A 12130-nucleotide genomic window follows, 5' to 3' on the forward strand; every position below is an offset into this window, starting at 1 on the left:
TGGCGTATATTACGCTTTCCTCTTTCAGAGTCAACCCTCATTTTCAGGTTTTTCTCTTCAACCGAACCGGCTGTTTGCGTGAAGTGATTCACATCCGCCGTGTCGATGGAGGCGCATTATAGGGATCCCATTTTTTAGCACAAGTATTTTTTGGATCTTTTTTGCTGAGTGCTTGTTTTTCACCCCTTTCGCTATATTCCTGCGCAATTTGGCTGATTTTTGATAGCTAAATCACTTGCACAGTCTCAATAATCCAACCAAAGTCTTCATTACTGCTCTATTTTCATTGAGGTAAACATGTCTGATGTATTACGTCCTTATAAGGATCTTTTCCCACAGATCGGAAAACGCGTGATGATCGACACCAGTAGCGTCGTCATTGGTGATACTCGTTTGGCTGATGACGTCGGGATTTGGCCGTTGGTTGCGATTCGTGGCGACGTCAACTATGTACAAATCGGCGCCCGTACAAACATTCAGGACGGCAGCGTTCTCCATGTCACACATAAATCCACATCTAATCCGCAAGGTAATCCATTGATCGTGGGTGAGGATGTGACGGTCGGTCATAAAGTCATGCTACACGGCTGCATCATTGGCAACCGCGTATTGGTCGGTATGGGATCAATTTTACTGGACGGCGTAGTGGTAGAAGACGACGTTATGATTGGGGCAGGAAGCCTGGTGCCGCAAAACAAACGCCTGGAGAGTGGATATCTGTACCTGGGTAGTCCGGTTAAACAGATCCGGCCATTAAGTGACGAAGAGAAAGTAGGCTTAAAATACTCTGCTAACAACTACGTTAAATGGAAAGATGAGTATTTAAATCAGAGTAACCAAACCCAACCCTGAGAGTTTTCCTGCTGGTCCTGGATCAATGCTTCGGCCTCTTCTTCCAGGTCCCAGCGATGCTGTTGAAAGGTTTCCAGCCATTGTTCAGGCGTGCAGCCGCCAAAGCGGGACGCCAACGTCTCCCCTGATATAGCGCATGTTAACTGCATACCATGGACCAACGCCGGGAAAACAACGGCGCTAATATCCGTCCGCCATTCTTCTCGATCGGGAAACTGGATCGCCTGATTCATGCCGACATTTCCTGTTGCATGCTTTTGATGACGGGCTCAATCTGTGGCAATACACCATGCCAGAGTAAAACGGCGTGCGCTGCTTGTCCCACCAGCATCCCCAGACCATCGGCATACTGTTTCGCCCCATGTTCAGCACACCAGGAAAGGAACGGTGTATTCCCTTGCTGATAAAACATGTCATAGCAATAGACAGAGGAGTGAATAAGCGATGTCGGAATGGCTGGTACCTCACCGCTAATTCCGCTGGATGTCGCATTAATAATTAAATCAAAACTGTAATTATCAAGCTCGTCCATTCCCACCGCCTGCACACTGCCGGTATGGGAGAAGATTTGTGCCAGTTCTTCTGCGCGCGAAGCAGTACGGTTAACGATGGTTACCGCACAATCCAGAGAAAGAAGAGGTAATAAAACCCCACGGGATGCGCCACCGGCACCAATCAACAGAACTCGTGATCCGGGGCGAATGAAAGATAAACGTTCAAGATCGCTTAATAAGCCGATACCATCCGTGTTATCTCCCAGTAAACGCCCATCCTCAAGTCGTTTAAGAGTGTTGACCGCTCCAGCAAGCGATGCCCGCTCCGTTAATTCATCGGCACGCGCAAACGCCTCTTCTTTAAAAGGCACAGTGACATTTGCCCCCTTCCCACCCTCAGCAAAAAAGGCATTCAGCGTATTCACAAAATCATTGATAGGTGCCAGTACACGTCCATAGGAATGATCAATTTTCAACTGCTCTGCAAATTGCTGATGAATAAAGGGCGATTTACTGTGCGCTATCGGATTACCAAAAACAGCATAGGCTTCTTTCATATTACCCCTGTCGAAACTGTTCACCGGTCAGAGCATCACGGATCTCCGAAGGATTCAAACGCCCTCCGGTCTGCCCTTCAACTACGGGAAAGTCTGTACCAAACTGCGCGCGGACTTCCTCTACCGTTCTGCAAGGCGGTAAGCCACTCAAATTAGCACTGGTGGAGACTAACGGTTTGCCATAAGCCTGGCACAATGCAACCACCAGCGGATGATCGGTGACTCGCACGGCCAGCGAGTCAAAACGACCGGTCAACCAACGAGGCGTAGTCACAGGCGCAGGGAAAACGAAGGTGACAGGACCAGGCCAGCGAGCGAACACAGCCTCACGTTGAGCATCAGTAAGCGTGCTATCGTCAATATAGGGCTTGAGCTGGTCAAAATTTGCCGCAATCAAAATTAAGCCTTTATCGACTGGGCGTTGTTTTAGCTCCAACAGACGGGTAACAGCCGTTTCGCTGTCGGGATCGCAGCCGACACCAAATACAGCTTCTGTTGGATAGGCGATGACTTTTTCTTGTTTCAGAACCGCTATCGCAGCAGCGATAGGGCCTGTGGGCAGGTTATTATTCACTTTTTTATTCCGCCGAGAACGGCTTTCCACATTGTTTACTGGCACAGAAATGCTTCACACCCTGCGCGGTTTTCTTTTCGATGAGTAGCGGATAATGGCACTCAGGACACTCTCCGGCTAACGGTTTGAAGTTAATGACAAACTGGCACTCCGGATAGCGATCGCAGGAGTAAAACGTTTTGCCATAACGGGAACGCCGCTGAACCAGGTGGCCAGTCTGGCATTGAGGACAGACTATTGCTGTTTCATCTGGCTTGTCGATAAGTTCGGTGTGTTCACACGTTGGATAATCGCTGCATCCAATAAACATCCCGAATCTTCCCTGTCTCAGCACCAGCTCGGCGCCACATGCAGGACAAAGCTTACCCTCCAGAACTTTGACAATATGTCCGTCCGCGGAAGATTTCAGCGGACGGATGTAATCGCATTCTGGATAGTGTGAACAACCGAGAAACGGACCGTGTTTCCCGGAACGAATAACCAGTTCAGCCCCGCATTGTGGGCAGGGCTCGTTTTTACGCACCGTAAACAGTGCTGATTTAGCCATAACAACTCATACTGAATGAAGATTGATTAATGCAGCATACCTTCATTCACTTCAAAGAGTAATTCTTCCATTTGCTGATAGGCATTTTCACAACCAGGAATATTGAAAAGCACCATCAGGATCACCCACTTCAGGTCTTCCAGATCGAACTCTGCCGTATCCAGCGCGAGTACGCGCTCAATGACCATTTCTCGTGTTTCGAGGTTTAGCACCTGAATCTGTTCCAGGAATAGCAGGAACCCTCTACAGCTTGCATCCAGTCGATCGCACTCTTCTGCGGTATAAATACGTATAGAAAGAGGATCAGATGCCAGCTGCATAGGTTCGGCAAGACCATCCTGATAATCAGCAAGCTTTTCCAGCCAAAGTAACGCGTTGTAGATGTCTTCACGATCAAAACCAGCGTCGGTAAGATCCCGTTCCAGTTTGTCCTGATCCACACGCAGCTCAGCTTCGTTATGGATATATGTCTCAAACAAATACATTAGTACGTCGAACATGGCATGCCCTCCTCAATCGGACATAGCCGCCGGGTACAGCTGCGATCCATCCTGCTAACTCCAGTTCGAGCAGTTGAGCCACTACCTCTGGCACAGGTTGGCCGGCACGTTCAGCGACGACGTCAACAGGTGTTACCTCATCTCCTACGTTAGCCAGGAGCTCCGGAAATGGCAATGCCACCTCTTCGTGATCTGGCGAATAAATTGATTTTTCAGGTTCATCTGGCAACCATTGCAGCCCATATTGCAAATTTTCCAGAATTTCTTCTGGGGCCGTCACAAGCGTGGCTCCCTGCTGAATAAGCCAATGTGGACCTTCACTTCCCGGACTTCCAATCGGTCCAGGCAACGCAAAAACCTCCCGCCCTTGTTCCAGTGCGCAACGCGCAGTGACCAGTGACCCGCTACGCTGAGCAGCTTCTACAACCAGGACTCCTTTACTTAGACCACTAATAATGCGATTTCGTCGGGGAAAATTGCGCGGCAAAGGAAGCGTATCTAATGGGAACTCAGACACCAGTGCGCCTCCAGCCTCAATCAGTCGTTTAGCCAGACGGACATGCTGTCGTGGATGAATGGTCTCAAGCCCATTTCCCAGCACCGCAATACTCGTGCCCTCTCGGTTTATCGCAGCATTGTGCGCCACACCATCAATCCCCCGGGCCAGGCCGCTGGTGATCGTCACGCCGCATGCTGCAAGCTTTTCACAAAACAACCGCCCCCAGCGTTCGCCATACCAGGAGTGCTGTCGGCTACCGACGACGGCAACCTGAAACGAGCTAAGGCATATGGGATTTCCTGCCACAAAAAGCACCCCAGGATAATCCTCAATTGCACGGAGCTGTGCCGGATAATGCTCGCTGTCGGCAACCACAAAATGGTGATTGGGCTGTTCAAGCCAGCGCAGCGTTTTTTCCAGCGTCTGATCTGGAAAGGTTAAAAAGCGCCGGGCCTGGCGGGGGGAGAGCCCAGCATGATGAAGTACCACGTTGTTAATACACGTCTGAGTATTGAGCCAGTGGGCAACGCGCACCATCTCATCACCATACAGTTCATTCACTTGTGCTAAACGTAGCCAAATTTCGATTTTGGTCATCCCTGTTCCCCCGCCACAAGCAGTCCTGGCAATCTTTGCGATTGGTCACTGATGCTGTCAATCAGAGGGGGTTTTGTCTAGAATAGAGGTAATAATCTTTTCAACTCCTGAACACAACTCTGGATAACTATGTCAGTTTTGCAAGTGTTACATATTCCGGACGAGCGCCTTCGCAAAGTCGCAAAACCGGTCGAAGAAGTGAATGCAGAAATTCAGCGTATCGTTGATGATATGTTCGAAACGATGTACGCCGAAGAAGGTATCGGTCTGGCAGCAACTCAGGTCGATATTCATCAGCGCATCATTGTTATTGATGTCTCTGAAAATCGCGACGAGCAGTTGGTACTCATTAACCCAGAGCTGCTGGAAAAAGACGGCGAAACAGGTATTGAAGAAGGCTGCCTGTCTATTCCCGAACAGCGTGCGTTAGTACCGCGCGCAGAGAAAGTAAAAATTCGTGCGCTCGATCGCAACGGCAAATCTTTTGAACTGGAAGCCGATGGCCTGCTGGCTATCTGCATTCAACATGAAATGGATCACCTGGTCGGTAAACTGTTTATCGATTATCTGTCTCCGTTGAAGCAACAACGCATTCGTCAGAAAGTTGAAAAACTCGACCGCCTGAACGCCCGAGCTTAAGGACAAGAATCAACGTGTCAGACTCACTACGTATTATTTTTGCGGGTACACCTGACTTTGCAGCGCGTCATCTCGACGCGCTGTTGTCTTCTGGACATAACGTCGTTGGCGTGTTTACCCAACCGGACCGTCCGGCGGGACGCGGTAAAAAGCTGATGCCCAGCCCGGTAAAAGTGCTGGCGGAAGAAAAAGGGATACCGGTTTTCCAACCCGTCTCTCTTCGTCCTCAGGAAAACCAGCAGCTGGTTGCTGATTTACGCGCAGACGTGATGGTAGTGGTAGCATATGGCCTGATACTGCCAAAAGCCGTACTGGAAATGCCGCGTCTGGGTTGTATCAACGTTCACGGTTCCCTGCTTCCACGCTGGCGTGGCGCAGCCCCAATCCAGCGCTCACTGTGGGCAGGCGACGCCGAAACTGGTGTGACCATCATGCAGATGGATGTTGGCCTCGACACCGGTGATATGTTGCTTAAGCTGTCCTGCCCGATAACTGCAGAAGATACCAGCGGTTCGTTATACGATAAGCTGGCAGATTTAGGACCTCAGGGGCTGATTGAAACGCTAAAACAGCTGGCTGCTGGCACGATAAAACCTGTTGTTCAAGATGAATCACTGGTTACGCATGCAGAAAAACTCAGCAAAGAAGAGGCCCGTATCGACTGGTCGCTTTCAGCCGCTCAGTTGGAACGCTGTATCCGCGCCTTTAACCCGTGGCCAATGAGCTGGCTTGAAATCGACGGCCAGCCAGTGAAAGTCTGGCAAGCTACGGTTATTACAGCGAACACACAGGCCGCACCAGGCACTATTCTTGAGGCGACAAAACAGGGTATCCAGGTCGCAACGGGCGACGGCATCCTGAATCTCGTCTCTTTGCAACCTGCCGGTAAAAAAGCCATGAGCGCGCAGGATCTGCTTAATTCGCGCCGGGAATGGTTTGTACCCGGTAACCGTCTGGTATGACGGTTCATCTCTTTAAGCCCGGTATCTCCGGGCATTTTTATTTTTGCGCTTATGAAAAAACATCTTAATTTACGCAGTATGGCGGCCCAGGCCGTCGAACAGGTTGTCGAAAAGGGACAATCATTAAGCAACGTGCTGCCCGCCATGCAGCAAAAAGTTGCCGATAAAGACAAAGCACTGTTGCAGGAGCTTTGCTTCGGCGTGTTGCGTACACTCTCCCAACTGGAGTGGATGATCCAGCAGTTGATGGAACGTCCAATGACGGGCAAACAGCGCACTGTTCACTATCTGATCATGGTGGGCTTCTACCAACTGCTGCATACTCGTATTCCACCACATGCTGCTTTGGCAGAGACCGTAGAAGGCGCAGTCGTTATTAAGCGTCCGCAGCTTAAAGGGCTGATCAACGGCGTGCTGCGCCAGTTTCAGCGCCGCCAGGAAGAGCTGCAGGCTGAATTCTCTCAAAGCGATTTACGTTTCTTACACCCCTCCTGGCTGGTGAAACGTATTAAGACCGCTTATCCGCAGCAGTGGGAAGCCATTCTTGAAGCCAATAACCAGCGACCGCCGATGTGGTTACGTGTCAATCGTAACCATCATACGCGCGATGCCTGGCTGGACCTGCTGACCGAAGCGGGATTAACCGGTTTCCCGCATCCAGATTACCCGGATGCAGTGCGTCTGGAAACGCCAGCTCCTGTGCACGCCCTTCCAGGTTTTGATGAAGGCTGGGTAACCGTCCAGGATGCTTCCGCTCAAGGATGCATAAACTATCTGTTGCCGGAGGACGGTGAACAGATCCTCGACCTATGCTGTGCGCCGGGGGGCAAAACCACTCACATTCTGGAAGTTGCTCCGCACGCTAACGTAATGGCTGTCGATGTTGATGAAAAACGCTTATCGCGCGTTTTCGACAATCTAAAACGTCTGGGTATGAAGGCAACCGTAAAACAGGGTGATGGCCGCTATCCACAGCAGTGGTGCGGTGAACAACAGTTTGACCGTATTTTGCTGGACGCTCCGTGTTCTGCCACCGGAGTGATCCGTCGCCATCCGGATATCAAATGGCTACGTCGCGACCGGGATATTGCTGAACTTGCCCAGTTGCAGGCTGAAATCCTGAATGCAACCTGGCCACATCTTAAACCTGGCGGCACGCTGGTTTATGCAACCTGCTCTATCCTGCCAGAAGAAAACCAACAGCAAATTGCCGCCTTCCTTGCGCGCACGCCAGATGCGGTATTAAGCGTCACTGGTACGCCGGAAAAACCTGGACGTCAGAATTTACCGAGTGCGGAAGATGGTGATGGTTTCTTTTACGCTAAGCTAATCAAAAAGTGATGAGATAACGGGTCGCGACTGATGAAAATTATCATTCTGGGCGCAGGGCAAGTTGGCGGTACGCTGGCTGAAAACCTGGTCGGAGAGAACAACGATATCACGGTAGTCGATACCAATGGTGAGCGCCTGCGTAGCCTGCAGGACAAGTTTGATCTCCGTGTCGTGCAAGGGCATGGTTCGCATCCCCGCGTTCTACGTGAAGCCGGTGCTGACGATGCCGATATGCTGGTTGCCGTAACCAGCTCAGATGAAACAAATATGGTTGCCTGCCAGGTAGCTTATTCACTGTTTAACACGCCTAATCGCATCGCTCGTATTCGTTCACCGGATTACGTTCGTGATGCGGACAAGCTATTTCAATCTGATGCGGTGCCTATCGATCACCTGATTGCGCCTGAGCAACTGGTTATCGATAGCATTTATCGCCTGATTGAATATCCGGGCGCATTGCAGGTAGTGAATTTTGCCGAAGGAAAAGTCAGCCTGGCCGTGGTGAAAGCCTATTACGGTGGGCCGCTGATTGGTAATGCGCTGTCGACAATGCGTGAGCACATGCCACACATCGATACCCGCGTTGCGGCGATTTTCCGTCATGACCGACCGATCCGTCCGCAAGGTTCTACCATTGTTGAAGCGGGTGATGAAGTTTTCTTCATCGCGGCCTCGCAGCATATTCGCGCCGTAATGAGCGAATTACAGCGTCTGGAAAAGCCTTACAAACGCATTATGTTAGTGGGCGGCGGTAATATTGGCGCCGGGCTGGCACGGCGGCTGGAAAAAGATTACAGCGTCAAACTGATTGAACGTAATCAACAGCGCGCATCCGAGCTTGCAGAGAAACTGCAAAATACGATCGTCTTTTTTGGTGATGCCTCGGATCAAGAGCTGCTGGCGGAAGAACATATCGATCAGGTTGATCTGTTCATTGCGGTAACCAACGATGATGAAGCGAATATCATGTCGGCGATGCTTGCCAAACGGATGGGCGCCAAGAAAGTGATGGTGTTGATCCAACGCAGAGCATACGTCGATCTGGTGCAAGGCAGCGTGATCGATATTGCGATTTCACCGCAGCAGGCAACCATCTCTGCGCTGCTCAGTCATGTGCGTAAAGCGGATATTGTTGGTGTATCTTCACTGCGCCGTGGCGTCGCGGAAGCCATTGAAGCCGTTGCACACGGTGATGAAACGACGTCACGGGTTGTGGGTCGCTCAATTGATGAAATTAAACTTCCACCAGGAACCATTATTGGCGCCGTTGTGCGTGGTAACGATGTGATGATTGCCAATGATAACCTGCGTATTGAACAGGGCGATCACGTAATTATGTTCCTGACAGATAAAAAGTTTATTACCGACGTCGAGCGACTATTCCAGCCAAGTCCGTTCTTCCTGTAATAATTTGGGCGCTGAAACTGCGCCTAAATTATTTCCCTTTATTTTTCATGGTTTAATAAATTTCTATTTAGGCAATACATAAATGGAAATTGCCTAAACATTTGTTAAACTTATAAACGTCAGCTGCATAGGGAGAATAAGATGAGCATTATTAAAGAATTTCGTGAATTCGCGATGCGCGGGAATGTTGTCGATTTGGCAGTGGGTGTCATTATTGGTGCGGCATTTGGGAAGATTGTTTCATCACTGGTTGCCGATATCATCATGCCGCCGCTGGGGTTGTTAATTGGTGGAATTGATTTTAAACAGTTTGCTTTAACACTACGTGATCCACAGGGAGATATCCCTGCAGTCGTTATGCATTACGGTGTATTTATTCAGAATATCTTTGATTTCGTTATTGTTGCGTTTGCTATCTTTATGGCAATCAAGCTGATCAACAAACTGAACCGTAAAAAAGCGGAAGAGCCAGCAGCACCGCCGGCGCCATCGAAAGAAGAAGTATTGCTGAGTGAAATTCGTGACCTGCTGAAAGAACAGAATAACCGCTCTTAAGCACTCACTGAAACAAGAAGGCCAGTGGTAAGAAAGTGAATGACTTTCTTGCCACTGGCCTCCCAGTTACCCCGATTACCATGTTTACCTTTACGTAGATAACTTCCTTTCCCTTTCTTATTTTTCTCAACGCGCTGCCTGAACAGTGGGTCATGTAGAAGCGCCTCAATGGCGTTATCTTTTATCTGCCCTTTAGTGTGCTGATAACGACTCATAATACCTCCGGTTGTCGTAATTTACGCCGCGAGTGTAGACCTGACCGTTCAATAAATCAACAGCCTGATGGTGATCCACTGGCGCCTTGCTCAAGTGCTTCAAGGATAGAGCAGTACACGCTGCTGTGTGCCTTGCCACAACACGCGTCATTCAATCGCTGCAGCGACCGTTGCATCGCCTGAAGCTCAGCTATTCTCGCTTCCACTTCCTGCAATCTTTCCTGGACGATCCCTTTTGATTCCTGGCAGGTATGGTGTTCGGGATCGATGCGGATCGAAAGCAGTTCGCGGATCGATTCCAGAGTGAAACCAAGCTGACGGGCATAGCGAATAAACTTTAGACGCTGAAGATCGCTTTCCGTATAGAGACGAAACCCGCCTTCTGTACGTATTTCATGTTCCATCATCTGCTGCTTTTCATAGTAGCGGATAGTATCAGGCGTCACGTCAGCCAGTTTCGCTAATTCACCAATACGGTACATGCTATCTCCGCTATTCGTCGTTGATCTTCTGTAGCAGCTTATCTGCGTATTCACCGTGTAAAAACTCGGTGCTGAGTCCAGCCTGCCGAAGTTTCAGTTCCAGTAGTGACAGTCTTCGACTCACTTCCTGATAATGGGGATCATCTTTGCGGATCCCTGCAAGTATTTCAAGCAGCTGTATTGCCTCTCTGCGCTGCTCAAGCTCAGGAGGAAGACATCCCGCATTTTTTAATAAACGGAATCCGGCTCGAAGTTCAGGCGGAATGTGGGAATCATCGTCAAGAACCAACGGTTCTCCTGTACCAGGCAAACCATCAAACTCACCTTTAGACTGTGCATCAATAATATGGCGCTCTGCCCACTGGTCCAGTAACCACATACAACACTCCAGTGATGAACAAAAAGAGTACAGATATTGTAGGTAAGAGGGGATATGACGGATATAAAAAAACCCGCCGAGGCGGGTTTTTTTACGTTACTACAGATTACTCTGCAGCAGCTTCTGTTTTCTCTGAACGATCAACCAGCTCGATGTATGCCATCGGCGCGTTGTCGCCTGCACGGAAGCCACACTTCAGAATGCGAGTGTAACCACCGGCGCGGCTCGCGAAACGCGGGCCCAGTTCGTTAAACAGTTTTGCCACGATCTCGTTATCACGAGTGCGGGCGAATGCCAGACGACGATTAGCTACGCTATCAGTCTTGGCAAGAGTAATCAGCGGCTCAACTACGCGACGCAGCTCTTTCGCTTTCGGCAGAGTCGTCTTGATGATTTCATGACGAACCAGTGAACCTGCCATATTGCGGAACATAGCCTGGCGATGGCTGCTGTTGCGGTTCAGTTGACGACCACTCTTACGATGGCGCATGACCTTATCCTTCTCAGTAAAACCTTAACCTGTGATCCGGTTACTCGTCAGCGATGCTTGCCGGTGGCCAGTTTTCCAGGCGCATGCCCAGAGACAGTCCACGGGAAGCCAGCACGTCTTTAATCTCAGTAAGAGATTTTTTACCAAGGTTAGGCGTCTTAAGAAGCTCAACCTCAGTACGCTGTACCAGATCACCGATATAGTGGATAGCTTCTGCTTTGAGGCAGTTAGCAGAGCGGACAGTCAATTCCAGATCGTCAACAGGGCGCAGCAGGATCGGATCGAATTCTGGTTTCTCTTCTTTAACTTCCGGCTGACGTACATCACGTAAGTCAACGAAAGCTTCAAGTTGTTCAGCCAGAATGGTTGCCGCACGACGAATCGCCTCTTCAGGATCGATTGTGCCGTTGGTTTCCATTTCGATGACCAGCTTGTCCAGGTCGGTACGCTGTTCTACACGCGCTGCTTCAACATTGTAGGCAATACGCTCTACAGGGCTGTAGCATGCGTCGACCAGCAGACGGCCGATTGGGCGCTCATCTTCTTCCGAATGAATTCGGGTAGAAGCCGGCACATAACCACGACCGCGCTGAACTTTGATACGCATGCTAATAGATGCATTCTCATCGGTCAGGTGGCAGATCACGTGCTGTGGCTTGACGATTTCGACATCACCATCATGGGTAATGTCGGCTGCAGTCACAGGGCCAATGCCAGATTTATTCAAGGTAAGAATAACGTCATCTTTACCCTGAACTCTCACCGCCAGCCCTTTCAGGTTGAGCAGGATTTCCAGGATATCTTCCTGAACGCCTTCTTTGGTGCTGTACTCATGTAGTACACCATCAATCTCAACCTCGGTCACCGCGCAACCCGGCATCGATGAGAGCAGAATACGGCGCAGTGCGTTACCCAAAGTATGGCCAAAGCCACGCTCTAAAGGCTCAAGGGTCACCTTGGCGTGCGTCGAACTCACTTGCTCGATATCTACCAGGCGCGGTTTTAGAAACTCTGTCACAGAACCCTGCATTGTGTCCTCTCTTTGGTAC

At 50.0% G+C, this 12130-nt stretch carries 17 protein-coding genes; 6 read left to right on the top strand and 11 right to left on the bottom strand.

The genetic code is table 11. The annotated features are described in order from the left end of the window. Positions 1–297 precede the first annotated feature (297 nt). A complete protein-coding gene (locus N0B36_RS23545; protein WP_101701260.1) occupies positions 298–852 on the top strand; it encodes a gamma carbonic anhydrase family protein in 555 nt (184 codons plus the stop codon). Here the strand turns inward: N0B36_RS23545 and N0B36_RS23550 are convergent. The 6 genes from N0B36_RS23550 to dprA are packed head-to-tail and all read right to left on the bottom strand — an operon-like array spanning position 828 to position 4620. Further along, positions 828–1085: a DUF1488 domain-containing protein gene (locus N0B36_RS23550; protein WP_101701259.1), complete on the bottom strand. Its 258-nt coding sequence runs from the start codon at positions 1083–1085 to the stop codon at positions 828–830. The genes N0B36_RS23545 and N0B36_RS23550 overlap by 25 nt on opposite strands. Then, positions 1082–1903: a shikimate dehydrogenase gene (gene aroE, locus N0B36_RS23555; protein ID WP_016154735.1), complete on the bottom strand. Its 822-nt coding sequence runs from the start codon at positions 1901–1903 to the stop codon at positions 1082–1084. Before aroE ends, N0B36_RS23550 begins: the two co-directional genes overlap by 4 nt. Before the next feature lies 1 nt (position 1904). Then, on the bottom strand, positions 1905–2477 hold the full coding sequence (gene tsaC, locus N0B36_RS23560; RefSeq protein WP_259689360.1) for an L-threonylcarbamoyladenylate synthase type 1 TsaC: 573 nt from the start codon (positions 2475–2477) through the stop codon (positions 1905–1907). 4 nt (positions 2478–2481) lie between these two features. Then, on the bottom strand, positions 2482–3024 hold the full coding sequence (locus tag N0B36_RS23565) for a type I DNA topoisomerase (protein ID WP_016154737.1): 543 nt from the start codon (positions 3022–3024) through the stop codon (positions 2482–2484). A gap of 26 nt (positions 3025–3050) precedes the next feature. Further along, entirely contained in the window at positions 3051–3524 is a 474-nt protein-coding gene (gene smg, locus N0B36_RS23570) for a DUF494 family protein Smg (protein WP_003031162.1), read from the bottom strand. Then, the gene (gene dprA / locus N0B36_RS23575) at positions 3496–4620 is read right to left on the bottom strand and encodes a DNA-protecting protein DprA (RefSeq protein ID WP_259689362.1); all 1125 of its coding nucleotides are present in this window, start codon (positions 4618–4620) and stop codon (positions 3496–3498) included. Before dprA ends, smg begins: the two co-directional genes overlap by 29 nt. Positions 4621–4749: 129 nt before the next feature. On the opposite strand from dprA, the gene def reads away from it, so the two are divergent. The 5 genes from def to mscL all read left to right on the top strand — a co-directional run bounded on the left by def (position 4750) and on the right by mscL (position 9515). After that, complete coding sequence (gene def, locus N0B36_RS23580; protein WP_003031159.1) at positions 4750–5259, top strand: peptide deformylase; 510 nt, start codon at positions 4750–4752, stop codon at positions 5257–5259. Between the two features lie 14 nt (positions 5260–5273). Then, entirely contained in the window at positions 5274–6221 is a 948-nt protein-coding gene (gene fmt, locus N0B36_RS23585; protein ID WP_047501513.1) for a methionyl-tRNA formyltransferase, read from the top strand. A 51-nt stretch (positions 6222–6272) separates the two neighbouring features. Beyond that, entirely contained in the window at positions 6273–7562 is a 1290-nt protein-coding gene (gene rsmB, locus N0B36_RS23590) for a 16S rRNA (cytosine(967)-C(5))-methyltransferase RsmB (protein ID WP_049281754.1), read from the top strand. A 21-nt stretch (positions 7563–7583) separates the two neighbouring features. Beyond that, on the top strand, positions 7584–8960 hold the full coding sequence (gene trkA / locus N0B36_RS23595; protein WP_003031153.1) for a Trk system potassium transporter TrkA: 1377 nt from the start codon (positions 7584–7586) through the stop codon (positions 8958–8960). Positions 8961–9101: 141 nt separating this feature from the next. After that, positions 9102–9515 (top strand): large-conductance mechanosensitive channel protein MscL, encoded by a 414-nt coding sequence (gene mscL / locus N0B36_RS23600; protein ID WP_259689365.1) that lies wholly within the window; start codon positions 9102–9104, stop codon positions 9513–9515. On the opposite strand, the gene arfA is transcribed toward mscL, so the two are convergent. The 5 genes from arfA to N0B36_RS23625 form a co-directional block, all read right to left on the bottom strand. Beyond that, complete coding sequence (arfA, locus tag N0B36_RS23605) at positions 9512–9730, bottom strand: alternative ribosome-rescue factor ArfA (protein WP_259689366.1); 219 nt, start codon at positions 9728–9730, stop codon at positions 9512–9514. The genes mscL and arfA overlap by 4 nt on opposite strands. Positions 9731–9786: 56 nt before the next feature. Beyond that, a complete protein-coding gene (gene zntR, locus N0B36_RS23610; RefSeq protein ID WP_016154744.1) occupies positions 9787–10212 on the bottom strand; it encodes a Zn(2+)-responsive transcriptional regulator in 426 nt (141 codons plus the stop codon). A gap of 10 nt (positions 10213–10222) precedes the next feature. Then, positions 10223–10591: a DUF1992 domain-containing protein gene (locus N0B36_RS23615; RefSeq protein ID WP_049281757.1), complete on the bottom strand. Its 369-nt coding sequence runs from the start codon at positions 10589–10591 to the stop codon at positions 10223–10225. A gap of 106 nt (positions 10592–10697) precedes the next feature. Next, entirely contained in the window at positions 10698–11081 is a 384-nt protein-coding gene (gene rplQ / locus N0B36_RS23620) for a 50S ribosomal protein L17 (RefSeq protein WP_001216370.1), read from the bottom strand. Between the two features lie 40 nt (positions 11082–11121). Further along, entirely contained in the window at positions 11122–12111 is a 990-nt protein-coding gene (locus N0B36_RS23625) for a DNA-directed RNA polymerase subunit alpha (RefSeq protein WP_003031139.1), read from the bottom strand. Positions 12112–12130: the final 19 nt, after the last annotated feature.

Origin of the sequence: Citrobacter sp. XY323, assembly GCF_025106035.1 — a bacterium.
Taxonomy (GTDB): Bacteria; Pseudomonadota; Gammaproteobacteria; order Enterobacterales; family Enterobacteriaceae; genus Citrobacter; species Citrobacter braakii.

Coding starts and splice junctions, on each gene's coding strand:
- N0B36_RS23545 (WP_101701260.1), top strand. CDS start 298: ATGTCTGATGTATTACGTCCTTATAAGGATCTTTTCCCACAGATCGGA.
- N0B36_RS23550 (WP_101701259.1), bottom strand. CDS start 1,085: ATGAATCAGGCGATCCAGTTTCCCGATCGAGAAGAATGGCGGACGGAT.
- aroE (WP_016154735.1), bottom strand. CDS start 1,903: ATGAAAGAAGCCTATGCTGTTTTTGGTAATCCGATAGCGCACAGTAAA.
- N0B36_RS23565 (WP_016154737.1), bottom strand. CDS start 3,024: ATGGCTAAATCAGCACTGTTTACGGTGCGTAAAAACGAGCCCTGCCCA.
- smg (WP_003031162.1), bottom strand. CDS start 3,524: ATGTTCGACGTACTAATGTATTTGTTTGAGACATATATCCATAACGAA.
- dprA (WP_259689362.1), bottom strand. CDS start 4,620: ATGACCAAAATCGAAATTTGGCTACGTTTAGCACAAGTGAATGAACTG.
- def (WP_003031159.1), top strand. CDS start 4,750: ATGTCAGTTTTGCAAGTGTTACATATTCCGGACGAGCGCCTTCGCAAA.
- rsmB (WP_049281754.1), top strand. CDS start 6,273: ATGAAAAAACATCTTAATTTACGCAGTATGGCGGCCCAGGCCGTCGAA.
- trkA (WP_003031153.1), top strand. CDS start 7,584: ATGAAAATTATCATTCTGGGCGCAGGGCAAGTTGGCGGTACGCTGGCT.
- mscL (WP_259689365.1), top strand. CDS start 9,102: ATGAGCATTATTAAAGAATTTCGTGAATTCGCGATGCGCGGGAATGTT.
- arfA (WP_259689366.1), bottom strand. CDS start 9,730: ATGAGTCGTTATCAGCACACTAAAGGGCAGATAAAAGATAACGCCATT.
- zntR (WP_016154744.1), bottom strand. CDS start 10,212: ATGTACCGTATTGGTGAATTAGCGAAACTGGCTGACGTGACGCCTGAT.
- N0B36_RS23615 (WP_049281757.1), bottom strand. CDS start 10,591: ATGTGGTTACTGGACCAGTGGGCAGAGCGCCATATTATTGATGCACAG.
- rplQ (WP_001216370.1), bottom strand. CDS start 11,081: ATGCGCCATCGTAAGAGTGGTCGTCAACTGAACCGCAACAGCAGCCAT.
- N0B36_RS23625 (WP_003031139.1), bottom strand. CDS start 12,111: ATGCAGGGTTCTGTGACAGAGTTTCTAAAACCGCGCCTGGTAGATATC.